General features: G+C 31.0%; 26 protein-coding genes. 16 read left to right on the forward strand and 10 right to left on the reverse strand.

Features of this window, described 5'->3' with window-relative positions; translation table 11 throughout:
* Positions 1–17: 17 nt before the first annotated feature.
* From B8063_RS05425 to B8063_RS05455, 7 genes are all read left to right on the forward strand, one after another.
* A complete protein-coding gene (locus tag B8063_RS05425) occupies positions 18–1,082 on the forward strand; it encodes an ABC transporter ATP-binding protein (protein WP_085070234.1) in 1,065 nt (354 codons plus the stop codon).
* Positions 1,075–2,139: an ABC transporter ATP-binding protein gene (locus B8063_RS05430; protein ID WP_085070236.1), complete on the forward strand. Its 1,065-nt coding sequence runs from the start codon at positions 1,075–1,077 to the stop codon at positions 2,137–2,139. The genes B8063_RS05425 and B8063_RS05430 overlap by 8 nt, the downstream gene beginning before the upstream one ends.
* A complete protein-coding gene (locus B8063_RS05435) occupies positions 2,139–3,005 on the forward strand; it encodes a carbohydrate ABC transporter permease (protein ID WP_085070238.1) in 867 nt (288 codons plus the stop codon). The genes B8063_RS05430 and B8063_RS05435 overlap by 1 nt, the downstream gene beginning before the upstream one ends.
* Positions 3,002–3,802, forward strand: coding sequence for a carbohydrate ABC transporter permease (locus B8063_RS05440; protein WP_075521141.1), 801 nt, complete (start codon positions 3,002–3,004; stop codon positions 3,800–3,802). Before B8063_RS05435 ends, B8063_RS05440 begins: the two co-directional genes overlap by 4 nt.
* An 89-nt stretch (positions 3,803–3,891) precedes the next feature.
* Positions 3,892–4,158 (forward strand): DUF2160 domain-containing protein, encoded by a 267-nt coding sequence (locus B8063_RS05445; RefSeq protein WP_075521172.1) that lies wholly within the window; start codon positions 3,892–3,894, stop codon positions 4,156–4,158.
* 7 nt (positions 4,159–4,165) lie between these two features.
* Positions 4,166–5,194 (forward strand): 2-dehydropantoate 2-reductase N-terminal domain-containing protein, encoded by a 1,029-nt coding sequence (locus tag B8063_RS05450; RefSeq protein ID WP_085070240.1) that lies wholly within the window; start codon positions 4,166–4,168, stop codon positions 5,192–5,194.
* Between the two features lie 13 nt (positions 5,195–5,207).
* Entirely contained in the window at positions 5,208–6,005 is a 798-nt protein-coding gene (locus B8063_RS05455) for a glutamine amidotransferase-related protein (protein ID WP_085070242.1), read from the forward strand.
* 10 nt (positions 6,006–6,015) lie between these two features.
* On the opposite strand, the gene B8063_RS05460 is transcribed toward B8063_RS05455, so the two are convergent.
* A complete protein-coding gene (locus B8063_RS05460) occupies positions 6,016–7,695 on the reverse strand; it encodes a formate--tetrahydrofolate ligase (protein WP_085070244.1) in 1,680 nt (559 codons plus the stop codon).
* Between the two features lie 150 nt (positions 7,696–7,845).
* On the opposite strand from B8063_RS05460, the gene B8063_RS05465 reads away from it, so the two are divergent.
* The 4 genes from B8063_RS05465 to B8063_RS05480 are packed head-to-tail and all read left to right on the forward strand — an operon-like array spanning position 7,846 to position 12,949.
* Positions 7,846–9,102, forward strand: coding sequence for a sarcosine oxidase subunit beta family protein (locus B8063_RS05465; RefSeq protein WP_085070246.1), 1,257 nt, complete (start codon positions 7,846–7,848; stop codon positions 9,100–9,102).
* A 3-nt stretch (positions 9,103–9,105) separates the two neighbouring features.
* Positions 9,106–9,375 (forward strand): sarcosine oxidase subunit delta, encoded by a 270-nt coding sequence (locus B8063_RS05470; protein ID WP_085070248.1) that lies wholly within the window; start codon positions 9,106–9,108, stop codon positions 9,373–9,375.
* Positions 9,372–12,368, forward strand: a complete 2,997-nt coding sequence (locus B8063_RS05475; RefSeq protein WP_085070250.1) for a sarcosine oxidase subunit alpha family protein — start codon at positions 9,372–9,374, stop codon at positions 12,366–12,368. Before B8063_RS05470 ends, B8063_RS05475 begins: the two co-directional genes overlap by 4 nt.
* Positions 12,365–12,949 (forward strand): sarcosine oxidase subunit gamma, encoded by a 585-nt coding sequence (locus B8063_RS05480; RefSeq protein ID WP_085070252.1) that lies wholly within the window; start codon positions 12,365–12,367, stop codon positions 12,947–12,949. The genes B8063_RS05475 and B8063_RS05480 overlap by 4 nt, the downstream gene beginning before the upstream one ends.
* 7 nt (positions 12,950–12,956) lie before the next feature.
* Here the strand turns inward: B8063_RS05480 and B8063_RS05485 are convergent, their stop codons facing one another.
* Genes B8063_RS05485 through B8063_RS05500 form a run of 4 tightly spaced genes read right to left on the reverse strand, consistent with a single transcriptional unit; the run spans position 12,957 to position 16,513 of the window.
* On the reverse strand, positions 12,957–13,955 hold the full coding sequence (locus tag B8063_RS05485) for an MBL fold metallo-hydrolase (protein WP_085070254.1): 999 nt from the start codon (positions 13,953–13,955) through the stop codon (positions 12,957–12,959).
* Positions 13,952–15,568 carry a hypothetical protein gene (locus B8063_RS05490; protein ID WP_085070256.1) on the reverse strand — a complete coding sequence of 539 codons (1,617 nt, stop codon included), beginning with the start codon at positions 15,566–15,568 and terminating at the stop codon, positions 13,952–13,954. The genes B8063_RS05485 and B8063_RS05490 overlap by 4 nt, the downstream gene beginning before the upstream one ends.
* Before the next feature lie 39 nt (positions 15,569–15,607).
* Positions 15,608–16,048: a hypothetical protein gene (locus tag B8063_RS05495; protein ID WP_085070258.1), complete on the reverse strand. Its 441-nt coding sequence runs from the start codon at positions 16,046–16,048 to the stop codon at positions 15,608–15,610.
* 9 nt (positions 16,049–16,057) lie between these two features.
* The gene (locus B8063_RS05500; RefSeq protein ID WP_075521130.1) at positions 16,058–16,513 is read right to left on the reverse strand and encodes a GNAT family N-acetyltransferase; all 456 of its coding nucleotides are present in this window, start codon (positions 16,511–16,513) and stop codon (positions 16,058–16,060) included.
* Between the two features lie 52 nt (positions 16,514–16,565).
* Here B8063_RS05500 and B8063_RS05505 point away from each other — a divergent pair, with 52 nt between their 5' ends.
* Complete coding sequence (locus tag B8063_RS05505; protein WP_085070260.1) at positions 16,566–17,186, forward strand: SOS response-associated peptidase; 621 nt, start codon at positions 16,566–16,568, stop codon at positions 17,184–17,186.
* Here B8063_RS05505 and B8063_RS05510 read toward each other — a convergent pair.
* On the reverse strand, positions 17,183–18,232 hold the full coding sequence (locus B8063_RS05510) for a 5-(carboxyamino)imidazole ribonucleotide synthase (RefSeq protein WP_085070262.1): 1,050 nt from the start codon (positions 18,230–18,232) through the stop codon (positions 17,183–17,185). The two genes, B8063_RS05505 and B8063_RS05510, sit on opposite strands and share 4 nt — an antisense overlap.
* Positions 18,233–18,727, reverse strand: a complete 495-nt coding sequence (gene purE / locus B8063_RS05515; RefSeq protein WP_075521127.1) for a 5-(carboxyamino)imidazole ribonucleotide mutase — start codon at positions 18,725–18,727, stop codon at positions 18,233–18,235.
* A 128-nt stretch (positions 18,728–18,855) separates the two neighbouring features.
* Here purE and B8063_RS05520 point away from each other — a divergent pair, with 128 nt between their 5' ends.
* Genes B8063_RS05520 through B8063_RS07230 form a run of 4 tightly spaced genes read left to right on the forward strand, consistent with a single transcriptional unit; the run spans position 18,856 to position 22,256 of the window.
* On the forward strand, positions 18,856–19,824 hold the full coding sequence (locus tag B8063_RS05520) for a membrane dipeptidase (RefSeq protein ID WP_085070264.1): 969 nt from the start codon (positions 18,856–18,858) through the stop codon (positions 19,822–19,824).
* Positions 19,824–21,488, forward strand: a complete 1,665-nt coding sequence (locus B8063_RS05525) for a hypothetical protein (protein ID WP_085070266.1) — start codon at positions 19,824–19,826, stop codon at positions 21,486–21,488. Before B8063_RS05520 ends, B8063_RS05525 begins: the two co-directional genes overlap by 1 nt.
* A complete protein-coding gene (locus B8063_RS05530; RefSeq protein ID WP_075521124.1) occupies positions 21,485–22,093 on the forward strand; it encodes a DUF3726 domain-containing protein in 609 nt (202 codons plus the stop codon). Before B8063_RS05525 ends, B8063_RS05530 begins: the two co-directional genes overlap by 4 nt.
* On the forward strand, positions 22,086–22,256 hold the full coding sequence (locus B8063_RS07230; protein ID WP_198150953.1) for a hypothetical protein: 171 nt from the start codon (positions 22,086–22,088) through the stop codon (positions 22,254–22,256). Before B8063_RS05530 ends, B8063_RS07230 begins: the two co-directional genes overlap by 8 nt.
* Here the strand turns inward: B8063_RS07230 and B8063_RS05535 are convergent.
* The 3 genes from B8063_RS05535 to B8063_RS05545 all read right to left on the reverse strand — a co-directional run bounded on the left by B8063_RS05535 (position 22,253) and on the right by B8063_RS05545 (position 25,024).
* Positions 22,253–22,798 carry a hypothetical protein gene (locus tag B8063_RS05535; protein WP_075521123.1) on the reverse strand — a complete coding sequence of 182 codons (546 nt, stop codon included), beginning with the start codon at positions 22,796–22,798 and terminating at the stop codon, positions 22,253–22,255. The two genes, B8063_RS07230 and B8063_RS05535, sit on opposite strands and share 4 nt — an antisense overlap.
* Positions 22,799–22,944: 146 nt before the next feature.
* Complete coding sequence (locus B8063_RS05540; RefSeq protein ID WP_085070268.1) at positions 22,945–24,303, reverse strand: glycine cleavage T C-terminal barrel domain-containing protein; 1,359 nt, start codon at positions 24,301–24,303, stop codon at positions 22,945–22,947.
* Positions 24,296–25,024, reverse strand: coding sequence for a methylenetetrahydrofolate reductase (locus B8063_RS05545; protein WP_085070270.1), 729 nt, complete (start codon positions 25,022–25,024; stop codon positions 24,296–24,298). Before B8063_RS05545 ends, B8063_RS05540 begins: the two co-directional genes overlap by 8 nt.
* Positions 25,025–25,058 lie beyond the last annotated feature (34 nt).

The following is a 25,058-nucleotide window of genomic DNA, read 5'->3' on the forward strand; positions in this document are numbered from 1 at the left end:
AAATTCAAAATAAAATTATGAGTTTAGAATTAAGAAATGTTGAAAAAAAAATAGGACAAGAAACTCATATTTATGAAACTAATTTAAAATTAGAAAAAAATACTATCAACGTACTTCTTGGATCAACCTTAGCAGGCAAAACTACGCTCATGCAAATTATGGCTGGATTAGATAAGCCAACAAATGGAGAAATTTGGTTCAACGAAACAAATGTAACTGGTGTAAAAGTTCAAAAAAGAAATGTCTCGATGGTTTATCAACAGTTCATTAATTATCCGAACTTTAACGTTTATGATAATATTGCATCCCCATTAAAAATTACGGGAGTTGACAGCAATGAAATTAAAAACAGAGTTGGGAAAGTTGCCGAATTACTAAAACTTTCTCCAATGTTAAATAAAAGGCCAAATGAACTTTCAGGAGGTCAACAACAAAGGACAGCACTTGCCAGAGCTTTGGTAAAAGATTCTGATTTAATTCTATTAGATGAACCTCTAGCAAACTTAGATTTTAAATTAAGAGAAGAATTAAGAGAAGAGTTACCAAAACTATTTGAAGATAGGGATTGTATAGTTGTATATGCAACAACTGAACCTTCTGATGCATTACTAATTGGAGGTTACACCGCAACTTTACTTGAGGGAAAAATTGTTCAGCATGGAAAAACTTTAGAAGTTTATAATAAACCAAATAGCTTACAATCAGCTCAGGTATTTAGTGATCCACCGATGAATATTGCTAAAATTAAAAAGCAAGGTGATGTTTGTTCACTAATTTCTGATGATGTGAGTTGGAAGATAAATTCAAAACTTAAAGATGGAGAATACAAAGTTGGGATAAGACCACACAATATCACCACATACAAAGAAGGCTCAAACTCCTTAGAAATTTCTGGAAAAGTCTTAATCTCAGAGCTAAGTGGTTCTGAAAGTTTAATTCACTTTACTAATGGAGATTTAAATTGGGTATCCTTATCAAATGGAATCCATCAAAAAAATGTTGGTGAGCAAACTAAATTATTTATGAACTCAGACGAGTTTTTATATTTTGATGAATCTAACAAATTGGTAAACAATGTCTAAGATTTCACTCAAAAATTTAAGCCATAGTTATTTAAGTTCTCAAGCTAATAAAGAGGACTGGGCACTTCGTAATGTAAATATTGATTGGAACGACGGCGGAGCCTATGCACTTTTGGGTCCATCTGGTTGTGGAAAAACAACTTTGTTAAATATAATTTCAGGATTAATTAATCCAACAGAAGGTAAAATATTATTTAACGGTGAGGATGTTACAAATAAGAATCCTGTTGAAAGAAATATTGCTCAAATTTTCCAATTTCCAGTTATCTACGACACGATGACTGTTTTTGATAATCTCGCATTCCCATTGAAAAATAGAGGTATATCCGAACAGGAAATTAAACAAAAGGTAGAGGAAATTGCAGAGATGCTTGAACTTACCTCAACACTTCATAACAGAGCATCTGGTTTAACAGCTGATGGTAAACAAAAAATTTCCCTTGGAAGAGGTCTTGTCAGATCAGATGTGAATGTAATTATGTTTGATGAACCCCTAACAGTGATTGATCCACATTTAAAATGGATCTTAAGATCAAAATTAAAAGAACTACATCAAAAGATTAATAGAACAATGATTTATGTTACACATGACCAGACAGAGGCACTTACATTTGCTGATCAAGTTGTAGTAATGCATGAGGCAGAAATTGTTCAGATTGGAACACCCGTGGAATTATTTGAGAAACCTCGACATACTTTTGTTGGTCATTTTATAGGATCTCCAGGCATGAATATTTTGCCATGTAAAATAGATAATGGTGCAATTTCTATAAATGGTAATAAAATTGAAACCAAAATAGATATTAAAGGTAAAAGTTTTTCTAAAACTGAAGTTGGAATTAGACCAGAATTTATTGATTTTAATGAGAGTGGTTTGCCTGTTAAAATACTTAAGGTAAGTAACACAGGAAGACATAAGATAATTGATACTGAAAGTGAAAGTGGAAAAATAAAAGTAATAGCAAAAAGTTCGGATAATATTCCAACTGGATCAGCATTTTTAAACTTTAAAAAAGACTATACATACGTGTATGGAGATAATTGGATAATTGAATAATGAATAAAACAGTAAATCAAAAAGCTTGGCTCTTCGTAATACCAGTTTTTGTATTAGTTGCTTTTAACGCCATTATTCCATTAATGACAGTTGTTAATTATGCTTTTCAAGAGACTTTTGGCAATAATGTATTTATGTGGGAGGGAACTAGATGGTTTAAACAAATACTTCTTTCAGATAGGTTTCATTCCGCCTTAGGAAGACAAATTTTATTTACACTCATAATATTATTTATACAAATTCCACTTGGAATTTTCATTGCATTAACAATGCCAAAGGAAGGAATTGGGGTATCAGTTTGTTTAGTACTAATGTCTATGCCACTTTTAATACCTTGGAATGTAGTAGGTGCAATGTGGAATATTTTTGCATTACCTGACATTGGCTTTTTAGGACACTCACTGAATGCATTAGGCTTTGATTACAATTTCACACAACAAAGTGGTGATGCATGGTTTACAACTGTTTTGATGGATGTTTGGCACTGGACTTCACTTGTAGTTCTATTGTCTTATGCAGGCCTAAGATCAATTCAACCTGCATATTACCAAGCAGCAGAAATTGACGGTGCTAGTAGATGGTCAGTGTTTAGACATATTGAATTACCTAAAATGAAGAAAGTTTTAACAATTGCAATACTTCTACGTTTTATGGATAGTTTTATGATTTACACAGAACCATTTGTGTTAACTGGGGGTGGTCCAGGAAATGCAACAGCTTTTTTATCAATTGACTTAGTTAAAATGGCACTTGGTCAATTTGATTTAGGTCCAGCAGCAGCTATGTCCTTAATTTATTTTTTTATAGTTCTTACGGTTTGTTGGGTTTTTTATAATTTAATGATGAAAAATGAGGGTCAATCGTGAAGAAATATAAATGGATAGTTCCAACGTTATACATAATTTTTTTAATGCTACCAATTTATTGGTTATTAAATATGTCTTTTAAAACAACAACAGAAATTATTAATACATACACTCTTTGGCCAAATGAATTTACATTAGAGAATTATAAAAAAATATTTACTGATAGTACTTGGTACACTGGATATTTAAATTCAATTTATTATGTAGTCTTAAATACAGTTATATCAGTCGCCGCAGCACTTCCCGCTGCTTATGCATTTTCGAGATATAAATTTTTAGGTGATAAACATTTGTTTTTCTGGTTACTTACAAATAGAATGGCGCCACCAGCAGTTTTTGCATTACCATTCTTTCAATTTTATTCTTCAGTAAATTTGTTTGATACACATGTAGCTGTTGCCTTATCTCACTGCTTATTTAACATTCCTCTTGCAGTTTGGATATTAGAGGGATTCATGTCAGCTGTTCCAAAGGAGCTAGATGAAACTGCATACGTTGATGGTTATTCCTTTTGGAAATTTTTCTTTAAAATTTTTATACCAACAATTACTGCAGGTATTGGAATTACAATGTTTTTCTGTTTTATGTTTTCATGGGTTGAACTTTTACTAGCAAAAACATTGACAGCAGTAGCCGCAAAACCTATTGCTGCTACGATGACACGAACAGCTAGTACCTCAGGTTATGAGCTAGGTTTACTTGCAGCTGCTGGAAGTCTAACAATAGTTCCTGGAGCAATAGTAATTTACTTTGTTAGAAATTATATTGCTAAAGGATTTGCATTAGGAAGAGTATGATTTTTACTAAGTTATATGCTGCTAATTCTTGGGACTCTGTTGCAAAAACCCAAGAAAAAGGTTTTTTTGATTTTGAATTTATAACATGGATGGCATGGACGTGGCAGACAGCAGCTTTCTTTATTTTTATAGCTTGTTGTTTGATAGCCATGACTGTTTGGGAGAAAAAAAAACCTGGCGGCAGTCCTAGAAAAGGAATTTTAGGTCTCGATACCACAAGAGGAGATCGATTATTTTTATCTCTTCTTAGTGCCGCGTATATCCATCTTGGCTGGCTTGGTTTGATAGGCCCAATGTTATGGGTTGCAACTATTATTTCATTTTTCTTTGCTATTTTTGTATTCAGGTACGTATAATAATTTTATGAAGAAAATCGTTATTATTGGTGCTGGTGCAATGGGATCTGCGTTTTCAATTCCTTGCGCTGACAATTCTAATGAAGTTATTTTAGTTGGTTCTTTTTTAGAAGATAAAATAATTGATCAGATAAATAATAATAAAAATCAACACCCAGTATTAAATTGCCAACTACCAAAAAATGTTAAAGTTATAAAATTTTCTGAGTTTGATGATAAAATGAAAGATAATATAGATCTAATTGTTGTCGGAGTAAGTTCGAAAGGCATAGAGTGGATAGGTGACGAAGTTTCAAAATTTTATAATGAAAATACAAACATATTGCTACTTACAAAAGGTTTAGCTGTAATTGAAAATCAATTTGAAACATTAGCAGACAAATTAGAAAAAATTTTAAAGATAAAAGGCGCCTCTAATCCAAAGATATCAGCTGTAGGAGGTCCATGCCTTGCAAATGGATTAGCTAATAGAATTAAAAGCAGTGTGGTTTTAGCTAATAACAATATTGAAATAGTAAAAGAAATAGGAAAAATAATTTCAACAAGTTATTATTCAACTGAATTTACAGACGACCTTATAGGAGTAGAGGTGTGCGCAGCTTCAAAAAATATTTATTCAATGTTAATTGGGGCATCAGAAGGGTTAAGTAATGAAAATTTAAATGATAAAATTAAAAAAAAATATTATTTAAATACAGCTGCCTCATTAGTTTACAAATCATTATCAGAAATGAAAAAGTTGACAAAAAAGCTTAAAGGCAAGGAGGAAACAGTTTTCGGACTAGCTGGATTAGGTGATTTACATGTAAGTGCTGCTGGGGGGAGAAACAGTATGATGGGAAATTATCTTGGTAAAGGATTGCTCTATAAAGATGCTAAAGAAAATCATATGAAAGAGATAACAGTTGAGGGTGCAGATTTAGCTTTTGAAATTGGTCCAAAAATACTTAAAGAATTTGATAAAAAAGATTTTCCATTACTATTTTGTATGCTTGAAGCAATTTGTAATAACAAGAAATTAATAATTGATTGGTAATTAAGTTTTTAAAGTGAAAAAAATATTAATAGTAGAGGGCAATCTAAGAGAGGAAAATCAGAGTTTTACTGATGGTGGTATTAAAACACATACAGAAAGCTTAAAGGACAGCATTAGCTACTTTACAAAAGATCTAGAAATAGATGTAGTGAATCCTTCATCAGATTCAAATGTATCTGATGTTGTAAAAAATTTAAATAAATATGATGGCATGATATGGGGAGGCAGTAGTCTAAATATTTATAATGATACTCCTGAAATAAGGAGACAACTTGATTTTATGAGAGAATGTCAAAGTAATATTAAAAACATTTTAGCTATTTGCTGGGGTATGCAGGTTGCTGTTACTGTTGCTGGTGGTGCAGTAAAAAGATGTGAAAGGGGAGCTCATAGAGGTATTGCACATGATATTGAAATTAATGAAGAAGGCTTGAAACATAATATCTATAAAAATAAAAATAAAATATTTAATACGCCAGCTTTCAACTTTGATGAGGTTGTAACTTTACCTGCAAATTCAATATTACTAGCTTCAAATTCAATTAATAAAGTTATGGGTGTATCTTTTAAAGCAGGTGTAAGTAATATTTGGGGAATTCAATATCATCCTGAAATTTCATATGAAAAAATGATTAGCTTGATACATTTTAGAACAGAGAGACTTCTTAATAATAAAGCTTTTAAAAACCAAAATGAGATTGATAATCATGTTAAAATAATTGAAGATGAAATTAAAGTTTCTAAACTTGATGCTCGAATGAGAGAGTTAGAAAATTGGTTAAAGTTTATCGATCTAAAACTAAATATTTAATGTACTAATATTAAAACAGTCCTTCAATCTCACCTTCATCATTTAGTTTAATCGAATCTGCTGCTGGCACTCTTGGCAATCCAGGCATTGTCATTATTTCTCCACAAACAACAACAACAAATTCAGCACCTGATGACAAACGTACTTCTCTTACTGGTAGCACATGACCTGTTGGTGCACCTTTTAAATTTGGATCTGTAGAAAAACTATATTGTGTCTTTGCAATACATACCGGTAAATTACCATATCCTTTTTCTTCAAAATCTTTTAATTGTTGTCTTACTTTGGAGTCAGCTACTACTTCACTTGCGTGATAAATTTCTTGTGCAATTTTCTCTATTTTTTTGAATAGTGGCAAAGAATCTTCGTAAAGATATTGAAATGTATTTTTAGTCTCTTCACAAATTTCAACAACATTTTTAGCAAGCTCAGTTGTACCCTCACTACCATTACTCCAATGCGTACATTTTGAAGCCTTAACTCCTTGTGTTTTACAGAAATCTAGCAACGTATTCATTTCTTTATCAGTATCTGTAATGAAGTGATTTACTGCTATCGTTACTGGTAAACCAAATTTTCTAGTATTATTAATATGCCTTTCTAAATTAACTAAACCTTTTTTAAGTGCATCAACATTTTCGTTTTTAAGATCTTCTTTTGGTACTCCACCGTGCATTTTAAGTGCTCTAATTGTTGCAACTATCACAACACAATCAGGTTTAATTTCTGATTTTCGACATTTGATATCTAAAAACTTTTCAGCTCCAAGATCTGCACCAAAACCAGCTTCAGTAACTACATAATCAGATAATTTTAATCCAGCTTTTGTGGCTATTACAGAATTACAACCATGAGCAATATTAGCAAATGGACCACCATGAATTATTGCTGGGTTATTTTCTAAAGTTTGTGTAACGTTTGGTCTAATTGCCTCTTTTAACAATACTGTCATTGGACCTTGAGCATTTAAATCTTTAGCAAAAATAGGTTTTTTCTCTCTAGTATAAGCAATTGTAATGTTTCCAATTCTTTTCTCTAAATCTTTAAGATTGTTAGCTAAACAAAAGATAGCCATTATTTCTGATGCTACAGTGATATCGAAACCATCTTGTCTAGGATAGCCGTTTGCAATTCCACCTAGATCAACAACAATAGATCTTAAAGATCTATCATTCATATCCATAACTCTTTTCCAAACAACTCTTCTTACATCTATATTTAGCTTATTTCCCCAATAAATATGATTATCAATTAATGCTGATAACAAGTTATGAGCAGATGTGATCGCATGAAAGTCACCAGTAAAATGTAAATTTATTTGCTCCATTGGAACTACCTGCGCATATCCTCCTCCGGCAGCACCACCTTTCATTCCAAATGATGGTCCAAGACTAGGCTCTCTAAGACAAACAATAGATTTTTTTCCAATTTTATTTAATCCATCACTTAAACCCACAGAGGTTGTGGTTTTTCCTTCTCCAGCAGGAGTGGGTGTTATCGCTGTTACCAATATTAATTTCCCATTTTTTTTTTCTTTAAGTTGATCTAAATATTCCAAATTTATTTTTGCAATATGTCGTCCCATTGGACTAAAAGCGTTTGGTTCATCTGGGACATTAATATTAGCTAAAATTTCATTAATTGGTTTCATTTTAGCTTCTCTAGCTATTTGGATATCAGTTTTTGGCATAAGAATATTTTATTGGTTAGTTAAACGTGGAGAATTCTTATCCTTTTTTGTAAGGTTTTTAAACTTCTAATTTATTTGGTTTTTAAACTTCTAAAAAATATATATATAAAAAATAAGAAAAATATGAATTTCTTACTGTAAAATCCAACTATGCAAAAATATTCTGTTTTTAGTTTAATTAAAAACGCATTTTCAGATCATCAAAACTGGGAAGTTGCCTGGAAAGATCCAACACCAAAAAGTGAATATGATGTAGTCATAATTGGTGGTGGAGGACATGGACTGGCATCGGCATACTATCTTGCAAAAGAACATAAAATTACAAATGTAGCAGTAATTGAAAAAGGTTGGATAGGTGGAGGAAATGTTGGTCGAAACACTACAATAATTAGATCAAACTTTATGTATGATGCTAATGCAAGATTTAATGAATTTGGTATGGACTTATGGAGAAATCTTAGCCAGGAACTAAATTTTAATGTGATGTTTTCTCCAAGAGGAATAATTAATTTAGCTCACTCTGATGCACAAATGAATGCTTATGCGAGAAGAGGAAATTCTATGAGATTAAATGGAATTGATGCAAAGCTTTTAAATAGAGATGAAGTTAAAAAATTAATTCCAATGGCAGATTTTTCAGATGAAGTGAGATTTCCTATTTTTGGAGGACTAATGCAGCCAAGTGCTGGAACTGCGAGACACGATGGTGTTGCTTGGGGATATGCAAGACAAGCAGATAGTATGGGCGTTGATATTATACAACATTGCGAAGTAGAGGGATTTGATGTTGAAGGTGGAAAAATTAAAGGAGTAAGAACTTCTAAAGGTGTTATTAAAGCCAAGAAAGTTGGTCTATGTGTTGCAGGAAGCACAAATATTCTTGCAGAAAAATTAAATATGACACTGCCAATTGAAACACATTTACTACAAGCATGTGTTTCTGAACCAGTTAAACCTGTATTAGATGGAGTTGTTACATTTGGAGCTGGACATTTTTACATAAGTCAATCTGATAAAGGCGAAATGGTTATGGGAGGAGACCTTGATGGTTATAATAGTTATGCTCAAAGAGGTAATCTGCCAACTATTCAGCATGTTTTAACTGGTGGGTTGGCGTTATTTCCGTTCCTAAGTAGACTTAAAATGCTTAGAACATGGGGCGGTATAATGGATATGTCTATGGATGGTTCACCAATAATAGACAAAACACATATCGAGGGATTATATTTAAATTGTGGATGGTGTTATGGTGGTTTTAAATCAACTCCTGTTTCAGGATGGACTTTTGCCCATACTATTGCCCAAGATAGACTTCATGAATTAAATGCTGATCTAACATTAAATAGATTTTCTAATGGATATCTTTTAGACGAAAAAGGCTTAGGCACTAAAACTTGGATCTCATAATTTATGCTACACATTAATTGTCCATTCTGTGGATTAAGAGCGCAAAAAGAATTTGCTTATGGTGGAGACGCAACAGTTAAGAGACCAGAATTAAACAAAGAAGTTTCGAAAGAGGAATGGGATAATTTTGTTTATATGAGAAAAAGTCCAAGAGGAAAACATATTGAACTTTGGCATCATATCTCAGGATGCAGACAATGGTTTAAAGTTCAAAGAGATACAGCAACACATGAAATATTTAAAACAGCTAAAATGAGTGAAGAAATTAAATGAAACAATCTCATAGATTAAATAATGTCGGGCTTATAAACAGAGACAAGGTAATTACATTTAACTTTAATGGAAAATCATATCAAGGTTATGAGGGAGATACTCTTGCTTCAGCATTACTAGCAAATGGAGTTCACTTAGTAGGAAGAAGTTTTAAATATCATAGACCAAGAGGTTTTATTGGAGCAGGAGTTGATGAACCAAATGCCAAACTTCAAGTTACAATCAATGGACATTCAGAACCAAACATAAATGCAACCGAAATAGAACTTGTAGAGGGATTGTCGGCAACTAGCCAAAATTGTTGGCCATCAGTTGAATTTGACATTGGAGCGATAAACAATTTTCTAAAAAGATTTTTCCCAGCAGGGTTTTATTATAAAACATTTATGTGGCCAAAAAGTTTTTGGTATAAAGTTTATGAACCATTTATTCGTAAAGCAGCTGGATTAGGTGTTGCTTCTTTAGAAAAAGATAAAGAACGATATGAACATAAATTTGAATATTGTGATCTATTAGTAACTGGCTCAGGACCTTCAGGGTTAGCAAGTGCTTATGCTGCAGCAAAAAATGGAGCAAAAGTAATTCTTGCTGAAGATAAACCAAGATATGGTGGAACTCTATTAACCGATGACGTTAGTATAGATAATATGTCTGGAAAAGACTGGTCTGAAAAAATCATATCTGAGCTAAAAACAATGCCAAACGTGACATTAAAAAATAGATCACAAGTATTTGGTTATTACGATCATAATATGATGGTTATGTTTGAAAGAGTAGGCGACCACTTATCAAATAAATCAAAATATACTCCAAGACAAAGACTTTGGTATATAAGAGCTAAAGAGACTATTTTATCAACAGGATCAATAGAACGACCAATTGTTTTTGGTAACAATGATACACCTGGCGTAGTCTTATCATCAGCAGCTAAAGAATATATGAAAGTATATGGCGTTTTAGTTGGAAGAAAACCAATTATATTTACCAATAACGATAGTGCTTATGAAACTGCTTTTGAATTTAAGAAAAATAACGTTGAACCAATAATATTAGATACAAGAGAAGAGCACGACTCCGAGGTTGTACAAGAAGCAAAAAATAAAGGTATTCAAATAAAATTTTCTTACGGTGTAATTGTTGCAAATGGATACAAAAAAGTAAAATCAGCAAAAATAGGTAAATTGACTAAAGATAAAAAATCTTTTGAAAGTACCGAAACAATTAATTGTGATTGTATATGTGTTTCAGGTTTTTGGACGCCAACTGTTCATTTGGCATCGCAATCTGGAAATAAATTAAAATTTGATGAAAAAATAGATGCTTTTATTCCAGATAAATCTAAACAAAATGAAAAAACAATAGGTGCTGCAAATGGAAGTTTTACACTTCAAGAAACTATTGAAAGTGGGTTTAAAACTGGTTCAGAATTATCTAGCAAAATAACTGATAAAAATAATGAGAACAAAATACCTACAGTAACCGAAACTAAATACAGTATGCATGATAAATTTTGGTGTATGCCTCTACCTAAAAATGAAAATCCAAAAAGATTTGTAGATTTTCAAAATGATGTTGCAGTTTCTGATATAGAGATAGCTTTAAGAGAAGGTTATAGATCCATCGAGCACGTAAAGAGGTATACAACATTAGGCATGGCCACCGATCAAGGAAGAACAAGTAATCTTAATGGTCTTCAAATGGTCTCTAATATCGAAAATAAAATTGTACCTGAAGTAGGGCACACAACTTTTAGACCACCATTTACTCCAATTACTATTGGTACAATTGTTGGAAGAGAAGTGGGTATGGAATTTATGCCAACTAGAAAAACACCAATGCACGAGTGGCATGAAAAAAATAATGCAGTGTTTGTTGATGCAGGTGCATGGAAAAGACCTAGATATTACAAACAAGGAAATGAAACTTTGTTAGAGGCTTCAAAACGTGAAGCCAAAAATGTAAGAGAGAATGTTGGAATATGTGATGTAACTACACTTGGTAAAATAGATATTAAAGGCTCAGATGCAGCTGAATTTTTAAATAGAGTGTACACAAATGCTTGGTTAAAACTCCCAGTTGGTAAGGCAAGATATGGAGTGATGTTGAGAGAAGATGGCATGATAATGGACGATGGTACTACAACAAGGATTTCTGAAAATCATTATCATATGACTACGACAACAGCACAAGCTGCAAATGTATTATCTCATCTCGAATATTATCTTCAAATTGTATGGCCAGAATTGAATGTAAATGTTGTATCTACAACAGAACAATGGGCAGGCGCAGCAATAGCTGGTCCTAAATCAAGAGACATGTTATCCAAATTATTTCCAGATTTAGATGTTTCTAATGAAGCTTTACCTTTTATGGGTTATATCGAAAGTAATTTATTTGGTGTGCCAGCAAGAATTTTTAGAATTTCATTTTCGGGCGAGCTTGCTTACGAGGTTAATGTTGAGTCAAATTATGGTTTGTTCATGTGGGAAAAAATGATGGAAATTGGTCAAGAATTTAACAATCAACCATATGGAACTGAAGCCCTATCAACTTTAAGAATTGAAATGGGACACGTTGCCGGCCCAGAATTAGATGGAAGAACAATTCCACAAGACGTTTCATTAGATGGATTAGTTTCAAAGAAAAAAGATTTCATTGGAAAAAATTCTTTAGGTAAAGAGGCATTCGTATTAGAAAATAGGCAAAAAATAGTTGGATTAGTGCCAACAGATAGAAAGTCCAGTATACCAGAGGGATCCCATTTAGTTGAAAACGAAAAGGCAAAACTTCCAAATCCTAAACTAGGCCATGTCTCATCATCTTGCTGGAGTGTAGAAAATAATAATCCATTTTCTCTTGCAATCGTAAATGATGGAAAGAATATGATTGGAAAAAAATTATTTGCAGTTTCGCCTCTTAAAAATACTTCAATAGAGGTTGAAATAATTTCATCTCATTATGTTGATCCAGAAGGAAAAAGAGTTCGATCATGACATACATTTCATCATTACAAAATATTCATAAACATGGAACATTTGGTGATTATGAAAATAAAAATGAAAATGAGTTGCTTAAATTAAAAGAAGTTAAAAATTTAATAATTTATCAAATTGTTAAGTATAAAAATTCTACAGTTGATGTTTCAAAAATGAACTTAGATGGTTTAAGATTACCTGATCCATTAAAAGTAAAACATAACTCTAGTACAAGAATATTGTGGATGGGACCAGATAATTGGCTAGTTATATCAGATAAAAAAAATATTTTTGATACCTTTAAAAATGATTTTACTGATAAAGATTTTGCAATTACTGATCTTTCTCATTCAAGAACTATAATTGAGGTAGAAGGCAATCTTGCAAGAGAGGTAATTAAAAAAGGATCCCCATTAAACATTAATGAATTAGGAGAGGGGGACTGTTCTAATTCAGTTTTCCACGCAATAACTATAACATTAGATTTTATATCTGATAATCCTCAGGTTATTAGAGTTCTAGCTTTAAGAAGTTTTGGAGAGTCTTTGCATCATTCACTGACTGATGCTTGTTTAGAATTTGGCTTTAAGTCAGTTTAAAAAAATTTTACAAATTTAAGTTTTTCATTCCACCAATTAAATGATGACTATTTTTAAGATTATAATTTTTCGAAATTTGAACAGCTAGTGCTGATCTATGACCAACTCTACAATAAAATAATAAATTTTTATTCAAAAGATCTTGTTTATTATTTTTTATGTATTCGTTAATTTCAGTAAAAGGAATTTCAAGCCCTCCTTCAATTTTTCCATCTTTTTCAATTTCTTGTTTTTCTCTTAAATCAATCAGCAAACTGTTTTGATCTTTTATCTTCTTTAAAAAATCATTTTTTTCTAAACCGTTACTTAATTTCTGTTTTTCTAAACTGATACCTAAACTGAGATTTCCAGGAACTGCAATATCCATCATTTTTGGGTTTGGTAAATTTAAATTACTCATAATATTTACATATTCATCCACAGATTTGACTTGCAAACGAGGATTTAATTTTTTTTCTTCACCGATAGTACTTACAGTTTCTCCTTTATAATCATGTGCAGGATATACTTTTGTGTCCTCAGGTAGTTTTAATAGAACATTGAAAATAGAATTATAGGCATCTCTTGCATCTCCATTTTGAAAATCTGTTCTGCCTGTCCCTTTAATTAATAAAGTATCTCCAGTAAAAACTCTATCATTCATCAAAAAACAAAAGCTTTCGGAGGTGTGACCTGGTGTAAACAGTGCTTTAATATTTATATTTTCAATCTTGATATTCTCATTGTCAGCAACTTTCATGGCAACAACATTAGCTGGTGCTTTATCACCCATTATAGTTACACAATTTGTTTTATCTCTTAATTCAGCCATGCCTGAAATATGATCCGCATGAATATGTGTATCTATCACCTTTACAAGTTTGAGATCTAATTCTTTTAAATAGCTAATATATGTTTCAACATTCTCTAATACTGGGTCAATAATTAATGCCTCTCTACCTTTCCCAGAACTAATGAGGTATGTATAAGTTGATGAGGAATTATCAAAAAATTGTTTAAATATCATTCGTCGGTTTTAAATTTTGTTTTTTGTATAATATTAACAAATATTACTGGAATTAGTAAAGTTAAGAGTGTCACTGTGATTAGCAACAAACCTAGTTCTGAATAATCTGCCGTTGTTAAAATAGCATTTGAAACTTTATCTTTAACTTCACGGGTGATCGTGAATATTTCATTTAAATATTTTGTTCCTAATGAACTTGCAGATAGCGCTAAGTTTGTAAAAGATGCAAACACAGCAAAGAAAGTTGCTTTTAAATGAGCAGGTGCATTTTTAGCGATCCATGCTAGCAATGGTATCATTGAAACTTGTCCCAAAGGCGATTCGAGCGCAGTATTAAATATTGCTATAAATTTTGCATCAACAACACCATTAGTTATTGATGATGTCCAGTTATGAAAACCGTAATACATCCCAACACTTGGTAAAAATAATACTGCACCAGCAATTGATAAAATTATTATTATTTTGGCTATAGAATTATTTGCCATAAATGGCCTTAATACAATTATACCAACCAAAGTAAGAACAGATGCTATTAGTGATAAAACTGAAAAAAACTGTTCATTAAATTCAAGTACATCTATCTCAAACCATGATAATCCAGGTCCGGGACCAGGCATAGCACGAAATATAAATATTATTATAGCCGTTCCAACCACAGTTAATCTTAAATCTTTTGGAAGTTCTTTTATTAATTTATTCATTAAGAATAAAATTATTATCATAGAACCTAGGAAGACTATCTCTTGAGCAAATGGCAGTCTAAAAGAACCAACACTTAGAGTAAAAATAACAAATAATAAACTTCCACCTAATATCCACCAATTTATCTCTGTTTTTTCTTTTGGTATCTCTGCTTCTAAACCTGAAAATCCTTTTTGAATTAATTTTTTTCTTTTCTGGCTTTTAAGAAATGAAGCCAAAAATATACCCATTACTGATACGATTGGTATTATAAGAGCATAAATATATATAGAGCCATACAAAGAAATTTTTTCTGTTTGTTCTAAGTTGTCAACACCTTTAAAAAGAATTACATTAGCTAAAGCAACTAAAACTGTACCACCTATTATTGCAAATCTACCTAGAGTTTGCATAGTTGTATGCATTAATTTTATTTCATCTCTGCTAAAATTTTCCCCATCATCATCAACTAGAGGAACAGCCTCTACAGTCATTGCATCAGCAACTACATCTTGAACTACGTATCCAATTGGAGATAATAAAACGCTGATTACAAACCATGTCTCAACAGTCAAAATTGTTGACATCCACTCAGTATGAATAATTAATCCGTACATAATTAATAAGCTAAGGGAGATAAGAGAAGCACCAACAAAAACCATATAGTTTTTCTTATTCCAAATTAAATCAACTAAATGACCAAGTGGCATTTTAAGAGCCCAAGGGATACCTGCCCAAAAACCAAGACCAGCTAAAAAAGCAGCAGAAAGATTTAAATAATCTTTAACAAAAAAAGTACCAACTATTCCTGTTAAACCTGATATTCCAGCAGCAACATAAATCATCAATGGAGGCAAATAACTCCATTTAAATTGTCTACCTAGATCAAAAAGTGTTTTGTCAACAAATACGTAGAACTTGGATCTCATAAATATATTTTAACTAATTTATAAGAAAAAAAAAATTAATTAAGAGGAAAGATTTAATAAAATCAAATCATCTTGTTTGGTTTCTTTGCACCAAAGCTCGTAACTTTCACACACACGCCAAAGATGATTAAAAGCTCGCTGCGAAAGCTCTAAAGGAAAATGACTTTTAGCATAATAAAGTTTAGGAATTTTAAGTAATTCTCTAATCATTGATTTTTTTTGGATTTCAAGCAATTTCATTGTCTCGCTATTAATTTTTTTACCTGTAGATTTATCAGTGAAGTTATTATCAATTAAACTATTAAACCAATCTTCATGAAATTTACCTGAACTAATTTCGTCAAAATCCTTTGTACCTATAAATATTTCAAACGCATCTATGTTGCTTAAATCCTTATTTTTATTTTTAATTTCATAAATTTTTAAATATATAAATTTTGCAACATAAAGCACATGCGGTAATGTTAAATCTTTTTTCAAAATACTTATTTATAAATTTAAAGAATAATAACAGGAATTTATATCTTCTTTGTAATGAGCAAAGGGTTTACAAATTTCAAATCCAAAACTCGTAAATAATTTTCTCGCAGGTGCAAAAAATTCTCCAGACCCTGTCTCTACACTTAATTTTTTAAATCCAAGCTGTTTAGAACGGTCAATTAAGTGTGATACAATTTTTTGTCCTATTTTTTGCTTTCTAAATTTGTCAGCTACTCTAATTGATTTAAATTCTCCATGATTAGGTTCCAATGTTTTTAATGCACCACATCCAATTAACTCTTCCTCTTCCCACAAACTCCAGAATCTAATACTTGGATCTTTAAGACCTGGAATGTCTAATACATGAGAACTTCCCTCTGGAGATACTGATCTTAATTCAATAAAATGCTTATTAAGAAGCTCATTTACTTTTGGATCATCAAAGTTATTTTCTATTGATTTCATTATTTCGATGAACATATAATCTAAATACAAATTAAGCCAAGAACAAATTATTATGTGTGGTAGATATGTAATTACTAATCCTGTTTCAAAAACAAAGAAAATAGTTAAATCTGCAATTCAAGTTGAAGATAATGAAAATTATAATGCTCATCCTTATCAAAAACTTCCAGTTATAAAAAAATATATTAATGGAAATACACTTGAGAATTTGACATGGGGAATAATCCCTTCTTGGTCAAAAAAGAAGGATTTTAAACCACTAACTAATGCAAGACTTGAAACAATTGATGAAAAAATCTCTTTTAAAAAATTAATAAAAGTCTCAAGATGTATTGCTATTGCGGATGGATTTTATGAATGGAAAAGAGAAGATAAAATTAAAACTCCCTTTTATTTTCAAAGAGTAGACAAAAAACTTATATATTTCGCAGCTATATTTGAGAATAAACAATTCTGCTTAATAACAGAACAAGCATCAAGTAATATTAGTGAAATTCATCATAGACAACCTGTTATCTTAAATGAGAATGATGTGAACAAATATTTAAATTTAGAACTTTCTGGTTCAAACATTTTAAATGAATGTAGAAAACCAACTTTAAATTTTTATGAAGTCTCAAAAGAAGTGAACAAACCTACTAATAATAGTCTATCTTTAATCCAAAAAATTTAATTCTCTTTTTCAATAATTGTGAAATGACCCATCTTTCTTTTTTCTCTTATTTCAGTTTTTTGGTAATCAAAAAAAAACTCATTATCTTTGAAACTTTTCACACGATAGTCTTCAATATCATTTCCAATTAGATTGAGCATTCTAGCATTATATATTTTTTTTGTTTCAACTTTTTCAAGTCCACATACAGCTCTAATGTGGTTTTCAAATTGACTTACATTATGAGAATTTATTGTTAGATGACCTGAGTTATGAACTCTTGGAGCTATTTCATTTGCATATAAATTATCTTTATTATCAATAAAATATTCAACACATAGCGTTCCAACATAATCGAGCTCTTCAGCAATTATAGTTGCCCAATTGGTTGCCTGATTTTTAATTTTTTCTGATATTTGAGCAGGAATTTTTGAATGTTTTAAAATTTGATCCTCATGTAAATTTTCAATTGGTTCATAAATTTCATATCTTTGATGACCAAATCGTGTGATAATTACAGAAATCTCTTTTTTTAGTTTTACAAATTTTTCTAGAATATATTCCTTAGTAAAATCAATTTCAGAACTAATATTTTCTTTTTTATCAATTTTAAATTGTCCTTTTCCATCATAACCTAAAGTACAAGTTTTTAATAAACCAGGAATTAATCCGTCATTTATTTTAATATCATCTTCGTCTTTTATTAGAGAATATCTTGTTGTTCTAATGTTATTTTTGTTAAGAAAATCTTTTTCAGTATATCTATTTTGAATTAATTTATTTATTTCTGGTTTTGGTAATACTGGTTTAATTTCATTTAACTTCTTCAATATTTTGTAAGGAATATTTTCAAACTCATAAGTAATCACATTTACTTTACTTAAAAACTCTTTAATCAATTTTTCATCATCATAATTTCCAGAAATAAAATTTTTTGTAAAATTTTTTGCTGGAGAATTTTTATCATCACTAAAGATTACAGTATTAATATTTAATTTATTTGCAGCTACAGATAATAAGGATCCGAGTTGACCTCCGCCTATTATACCTAAAGTAATATCTGACATTTATTTAGGTTTTTTCGTTACAGACTTCGATTGCTTTGTGCGCCAATTATTAAGATTTTTTTTTATTTGAATATTTGAGCTAGCAAGAATTGAAGCTGCAAATAGACCAGCATTAATAGCACCATCTTTACCAATTGCTACAGTTCCAACCGGAATACCTTTGGGCATTTGAGCAATTGACAACAAGCTATCCAAACCTTTAAGTTTTTTACTTTCTATTGGTACTCCAATTACTGGTATGCTTGTCAACGCAGCTATCATTCCAGGTAAATGAGCAGATCCACCAGCTCCTGCAACAATTACAGAAATTCCATTTTTTTCTGCCATTCTTGCAAATTGGTACATTCTATCGGGTGTTCTATGAGCAGATACAATTTTGGTTTCAAATTTTATTTTTAAAACTTTTAGAACTTTTTCACAAAATTGCATAGTTGAATAGTCTGATTGACTACCCATAACAATAGCAACTTTCTGGTTATTTTTTCTGTTTTTCATTTAAAGATTATATTGCTTAACTTTTTACATTTATTACAAAATACCCCAAAATTTCAATAGATTTATGTGTGTCTTCAATTTACATATCAACAAGCGTTTAAATACTGTAATAAGTTTAATCAACTCATATGAATTATCGAATTGACAATTTACAATACTGCAATTGGTCTAGAGAAATATTTGAAATTAATAGAGAGGCAGGATTAGATGCTATTCATGTTACAGTAGTTTACCATGAAGACTACGACGAATTTTTAAATCGAGTTAAAGAATGGGATGAGTTATTTAATAAAAATAATGACTTAATATTTTTAGGAAAGTCATATGAAGATATAACTAAAGCTCAAAAAGAAAATAAAACAGCAGTATTTTTTGGTTTTCAAAATTGCTCACCAATAGAAGATGACATTAATTTAGTTGAAAAAGTTCATCAATTTGGATGTAGATTTATGCAACTTACATACAATAACCAATCATTGCTGGCCACTGGTTGTTACGAAAAAAATGATAGTGGGGTTACAAACTTTGGAAGAGAAGTAATCAAAGAAATGAATAGAGTAGGGATAGTTATTGATATGTCACATTCTGCTGAGCAAAGTACACTTGATGCAATTGATTTAAGTGAAAAACCAATAGCGATAACACATGCTAATCCTTCTTTTTGGCATGAAGCAAAAAGAAATAAATCTAATACAGTTTTAAAGAAACTGGCAGAGAGTGGGGGTATTCTTGGACTATCTTTGTATGCGCATCATTTAAAAGATAGTACTAATTGTAAACTCGATAGCTTTTGTGAGATGGTGGCTAGAACAGTTGATATAATGGGATCAAAGAATGTAGGCATAGGATCTGATTTATGTCTAAATCAGCCAGACAGCATAGTCGAATGGATGAGAAATGGAACTTGGGCTAAGGCAAAAAATTATGGTGAAGGGAGCAAAGATAAACCTGGTTTCCCAGATCAACCAGATTGGTTTATAGATGCTAGAGGTTTTAATAATATTGAAAAAGGTTTAAATAAAATTGGATTTAATGACGAAGAAATTAATAATATTTTAGGAAATAATTGGTTCAATTTTTATAAAAATATTAACTAATGGAAGTAAGTTTAAGAGACCCAAAAATTTTAATGAAATTATCCAAACTTGGATCATTTCATCAATCAAAACTTTCATTCTTACGATCTTTTTTAAATGAATTTAAAGATTGGGAATATAGAAGAGATTTATTTAATCTAAACCAAAACGGATATGGAAGAGCAGTATATTCTTTTTCAAAAAATAATAGAACTTACTCCTTAATTTGTTTTGCAAATGAAATTAAAGATGAGGAAAGATCAGATAGGGTAATTGCCACAAAGTGGGATGCTGCATTTACATTGCACGATGGTATACCTACAGATCAGGATATAGATCGATTAGCTAATGAAGTTCCAAAACAGGAAGTTGGAAGATTATCTTACAAAGAATTAACACTTTCAAGGGCTAATAAATCATTAAGACTTTTTAATTATGTTGTAGATTGTTTGTCAAATGGTCAACAACCTGATGTGAATAATTTATCTAAAGTTGGTTATTTATATAGAACCACTGCAGTTTATGGATCAGGAAAATTTGGTTTAGCAGACAGATTTAGAATAAAAAACCGTGATGAAATTTTAGGTCCATTTAGATTGGAAATGATGCTGGTTTATTTAGTAAGGCAATTTACTTTTGATCAAGTTAATCATATTGCAAAAAATAAAAATCCAGGCTTAGCAGTTCAATTAGACCCAAATATTTGCAGAAATCTAGGCATTGGCAATTCAACAGGGTTAGGCATGGCTCCATTTATTGTAAATCACCCAGAACTTTTGAATAATTGGATCTTTGCAAGAGAAACTGCTTTAAAAAAAATAAGACAAATAGAAAAGGTTTCAAATAAAGATTTTAATATTTTTAAAGATTGTTTAATTAAATCTCTTAAAAATGTAACTAGCTGGCACACAGAAAGTGAATATCAAAATAATAAAATTAAAAGTCTATTAAATGACCTAGAAAAATTTATAGATTTTTTAAATATGGGTTCATTAGAAAATAAACCTTTCTTGTTTAATGAAATTTACACATGGATTGAGGATAATTTAAATGATGAATGTATTGAATATATTGTATCTATGATGATGGAACCCTATGACAATATTGTTAATCCACTATTAAAAAACATGAGTGCTGATGAAGAGTTAAGTTTTAATATTCCAATAGACAGAACTGTTGAGGAATTAAGGAGTATTATTGAAAAAAATTACCCAGATATTCTAAAAATTGATTTTTCAAAAAATGAGAATAATCAAAATTTTTGGTTTATTTCTAAAAATAAAGAGGAGCCTAGATTAGCTGATAGATATAAAGATCACGGATCAGATTTAGAACAACCGCTTGCTATAGCAAGGGATATAAAAAAATTATATGAAATCTTATTTATATCAAAAAATAGTTTAACTATTGGCAAATTTTTAATGGATCATAATGAATATCGTCATGTAGTCAGAAGGGCATTTATTACGGAAAAATTTCCTTACGCAGAAATTCAAGATAACACCATAGGTTCAAATTTGATGCCTATTGATATGTTAAGACTAAAATTATCATTCTTTGGAGCACTAAAGTTCGACCCACGCTCAGATAAATGGCTCAGAATTTGTATGTTCCAAGGTGCGCCATTACCAAATGAATTGAAATCATTTGATAGTCACTGGGTATATAACTCATTAAATTCATGAGAAGTTTTAGCGAAATAGAAACAGCAGTTAAAAGAGCTACGCGAGGAATAGGATTTTCTTGGGGTGTAGCGGAGGAAGTTGGAAAAAATATTCGTTTGCTAGAAATGTTTGGACTTCCTGGATTTAAAAATATTAATCAATATTTCAAAGTTTTAAGAAATCAAGATTTTGAAAAAATTTCTACTATTTCAACTATTAATAATTCAAAAAGTTTATATTGCCCAATTACAATGGGATTAAATTTTTTTGACCAATCAATCCACTTAAAAGATGCAAATAATATTCAAATTAACAACCTTGGTTTTCCTTTACTATTTATTCCATTTGTAAGCCGTACATCTGAAATTATAGGTAAAAGAATATTTTTGAAAATAGATAACAAAGAATTTCTATTCAACTTCAATCAAGCAGTTTACTCGAATTATTTAAGTGGTGACATTGTTGAGAAAGGTGAAAAAACCGAACTAAAGTTTATGGAAAATAATAATTTATTCAGTGAAGAAGAATGGTCTGAACTTTATAAATTGTCAGAAGATACTTTCGTTGAAGAAACGGATGAATTAAAGCAATCTGCAGCAGGAGCAGGTTTAACAGATAATGACTAAGAAAGATCCTTTTGAAAACATTAAAGAGGAAGACTTAAGAGATTTCAATAATAAATGTGACGAGTGTAAAAAAGAAGATGAAAGCGTTTCTCAAAATTTGATATTAACTGGATTTAAAGTCTGTAAATCTTGTAGAACTTCAAAGACTATTTTTCCAATTTAGCTTATATTGCTTATCGGAAGAGCGTTCATTCTGCTCATTACGAATGAAACTGACAAGAATGCAATAATTAAAAAAGACAAAAATATGATTCCAAAAGCTTTAAAACTAGATTTGATATTTAATATTTGTTTTGTTGATATTATTAAAGAAGCAAAAATCCAAAACTGAGTTAAAAATATAATTGAAATAACAAGATCAGGCGTGACTGCAAAAAATCTAAGTAAACCTGGCGCATGAGCATATCCAACAGCAATTAAAACTTTCTTAAAAGGTATTTTGCTCTCTTTATCTGAAAAAATTTTAACTCCTATAACGTAAATGAATATCGACCATACTAACCAAGTTAAAATAGCAGTAAGCCCTGAGATTCCAATTGAAGTTTTAACGATTGTATTTGCTGCAAAAGCCCCAGCAACACCATCTAAGATCATAATTAAACCTGCAAAATAAATTGCAGCTTCACCAAAATATCTTTGATCCTTATATAAATTTCTATCTAATTTTAATGATCTGAAAACTATATCTAAAAATTGAGCAAACATTATTTTTTTTGATCTTTTTTTTGTGCTTTATAAGAAACTATTAATGGAAAAAGTATTAATCCAATGGCTATAAATATGCAAATAACAATTAAGAAAGTTTTAGCCATAATTCAGGGGGAATTTAAAAATTCCCCCTAAAATAAATTTTATCCTTTTACAACTTCTCTAGTATTTGCGTTGTAAGACTCTTTAAATGGAATATCCACCACAACTGCATCGACAGGTTGTCCTGGAGTATCAGAGTATTTTTCAGGCAAATGCACTTTGTATTTTGAGCCAACTTTACCTTTAGGGAAGCCATTTGCATTTAACGTTCCGTCAAAAGGAACATAGCCCATTGCAATATTTTGTTTCTTTTCTGGGTGATACCATGGAGATGTAATAAAACCTATTGGCTCTCCACCGTTTTCACCAGAAACTAACCAAAAATCTGGAGCATATTCTTCAATTGGTTTTCCTCCAAGTTCCAATCCAACTAATTGAAGTTTATAAGGTTTGTGACCTGCTTTAAGATCAGCTTTCATTTTTTCCAAAGCTTTTTTACCTACATAATCTCCTTTTTTATCCCATTCACCTTTTCCTGATAAAGAAACTTGATAACCCAAGTTACATTGAAATGGATTATGTTGGTTGTCCATGTCTTGGCCCCAAGAAAGAATTCCTGCTTGAATTCTTCTATGGTGCGCTGGAGCAATGACCATCAAACTATGTTTCTTACCCGCTTCTAGAACAGCATTCCACATGTCTTCAGCATATAAAGTAGACTCTCTTAAGTATATTTCATATCCAGCTTCTCCTGAAAATCCAGATTGAGATATTACTACACTTCTTCCACCAACTTTAGCTTCTGCAAGACCATAAAAAGGCATGTTGTCAAAATCTACGTGATCGCCACATAAATCTTTCATTAATGCTTTTGATTTAGGACCTTGTATTTGAACAGGGCTCACATCAATTTCATCAATGTTTACATTAAATCTTTCATCCGCATTTACTCCCTGAAGGTAAAGACCAATATCACTATCAGACAAACTAAACCAAAACTCATCTTTAGAAATCCTAAGTAGAATTGGATCATTTAATACTCCACCGTATGCATTACAAAGAATTACATATCTTGCTCTCATAGGTGAAATTTTAGTTGCATCTCTAGTGATTACATAGTCCACAAATTTTTCTGCATCAGGACCCTTTACTCTTATTTGTCTTTCAACTGCAACGTTCCACATTGTAACGTGATTAACAATTGCATCGTACTCTACCATCGCACCACCATCTTCAGGTTTAACATATCCTCTTGGATGGTATATTCGATTGTAAACTGTTGCTCTCCAACATCCAGCTTTCATTGATAAGTGCCAGTATGGTGATTTTCTTACCCTTGTTGAAATTAGCATTTCAACTTTTGTTGGACCGCTTTGTCTTAAATTGTAAGGTACGTTTCTATCAGACTGATCTACCGATGTTACGTGTCTTACTTTACTATAGTCAAACTCATTAGACATAGTTATTCTCCTTCAACCACTTGTTTGTTTCCTTCAAGCCGCCGAATGTATAAATGTGAAAATAATCAGTATGCGATTTAACTTTCCCAATTAAATCATTAGGGTCTTTAGGTTTTAATAAATCTAACGCCTTACTAAAATTAGATTTAAGAAAGTTTATGGAATTTTTTGCCCCTACAATATTAGCAAATTTTATTAAGCTAGATATTTTCATTGGCCCAGTAATTCCTACATGTACTGGTACTGATTGTTTAGAAATGAAATCAATAATAGGCTGACTATCTAATAACCATTGGGTGACTATATAATCAGCATAAGGCTTCTTATCTATCATTGCTTTTTCTAAATCTGTATCGGATATATCAGGACTACCCTCAGGATGTCCCGCTATTCCTATTTTAATTCCATCAAAAAATCCTGTTTCCAGCATTTGATATGAGCTATCAAATTTTCCTATTGGCTCTCTACCTCCACCGATCACTAAAGCTTGTTTAACTCCTAAATCCTTGCATCTTGTTACATAATCTTTTAATTCATTATCATCATTGATTGATCTTGCTGGAAAATGTGGAACAGGATTAAAACCTTTTTCAACTAGCTCTCCTGACTTTGCGGCAGTTTCTTTATAGTCACCTCCTGGCAACATAGTTATGTAAACATCTTTAACTGGTGGCAAGTTTTCAAGAGTAGATTGTGGTCCAATTTCTAAAGAAAATTTCATTATTTTTTGGATCTTTATTTATTTTGAAATATGA

Source organism: Candidatus Pelagibacter sp. RS40, assembly GCF_002101295.1.
In the GTDB taxonomy this organism is placed as follows: domain Bacteria; phylum Pseudomonadota; class Alphaproteobacteria; order Pelagibacterales; family Pelagibacteraceae; genus Pelagibacter.

Coding starts and splice junctions, on each gene's coding strand:
- B8063_RS05425 (WP_085070234.1), top strand. CDS start 18: ATGAGTTTAGAATTAAGAAATGTTGAAAAAAAAATAGGACAAGAAACT.
- B8063_RS05430 (WP_085070236.1), top strand. CDS start 1,075: ATGTCTAAGATTTCACTCAAAAATTTAAGCCATAGTTATTTAAGTTCT.
- B8063_RS05435 (WP_085070238.1), top strand. CDS start 2,139: ATGAATAAAACAGTAAATCAAAAAGCTTGGCTCTTCGTAATACCAGTT.
- B8063_RS05445 (WP_075521172.1), top strand. CDS start 3,892: ATGGCATGGACGTGGCAGACAGCAGCTTTCTTTATTTTTATAGCTTGT.
- B8063_RS05450 (WP_085070240.1), top strand. CDS start 4,166: ATGAAGAAAATCGTTATTATTGGTGCTGGTGCAATGGGATCTGCGTTT.
- B8063_RS05460 (WP_085070244.1), bottom strand. CDS start 7,695: ATGCCAAAAACTGATATCCAAATAGCTAGAGAAGCTAAAATGAAACCA.
- B8063_RS05465 (WP_085070246.1), top strand. CDS start 7,846: ATGCAAAAATATTCTGTTTTTAGTTTAATTAAAAACGCATTTTCAGAT.
- B8063_RS05470 (WP_085070248.1), top strand. CDS start 9,106: ATGCTACACATTAATTGTCCATTCTGTGGATTAAGAGCGCAAAAAGAA.
- B8063_RS05475 (WP_085070250.1), top strand. CDS start 9,372: ATGAAACAATCTCATAGATTAAATAATGTCGGGCTTATAAACAGAGAC.
- B8063_RS05480 (WP_085070252.1), top strand. CDS start 12,365: ATGACATACATTTCATCATTACAAAATATTCATAAACATGGAACATTT.
- B8063_RS05485 (WP_085070254.1), bottom strand. CDS start 13,955: ATGATATTTAAACAATTTTTTGATAATTCCTCATCAACTTATACATAC.
- B8063_RS05490 (WP_085070256.1), bottom strand. CDS start 15,568: ATGAGATCCAAGTTCTACGTATTTGTTGACAAAACACTTTTTGATCTA.
- B8063_RS05500 (WP_075521130.1), bottom strand. CDS start 16,513: ATGAAATCAATAGAAAATAACTTTGATGATCCAAAAGTAAATGAGCTT.
- B8063_RS05505 (WP_085070260.1), top strand. CDS start 16,566: ATGTGTGGTAGATATGTAATTACTAATCCTGTTTCAAAAACAAAGAAA.
- B8063_RS05510 (WP_085070262.1), bottom strand. CDS start 18,232: ATGTCAGATATTACTTTAGGTATAATAGGCGGAGGTCAACTCGGATCC.
- purE (WP_075521127.1), bottom strand. CDS start 18,727: ATGAAAAACAGAAAAAATAACCAGAAAGTTGCTATTGTTATGGGTAGT.
- B8063_RS05520 (WP_085070264.1), top strand. CDS start 18,856: ATGAATTATCGAATTGACAATTTACAATACTGCAATTGGTCTAGAGAA.
- B8063_RS05525 (WP_085070266.1), top strand. CDS start 19,824: ATGGAAGTAAGTTTAAGAGACCCAAAAATTTTAATGAAATTATCCAAA.
- B8063_RS05530 (WP_075521124.1), top strand. CDS start 21,485: ATGAGAAGTTTTAGCGAAATAGAAACAGCAGTTAAAAGAGCTACGCGA.
- B8063_RS07230 (WP_198150953.1), top strand. CDS start 22,086: ATGACTAAGAAAGATCCTTTTGAAAACATTAAAGAGGAAGACTTAAGA.
- B8063_RS05535 (WP_075521123.1), bottom strand. CDS start 22,798: ATGTTTGCTCAATTTTTAGATATAGTTTTCAGATCATTAAAATTAGAT.
- B8063_RS05540 (WP_085070268.1), bottom strand. CDS start 24,303: ATGTCTAATGAGTTTGACTATAGTAAAGTAAGACACGTAACATCGGTA.
- B8063_RS05545 (WP_085070270.1), bottom strand. CDS start 25,024: ATGAAATTTTCTTTAGAAATTGGACCACAATCTACTCTTGAAAACTTG.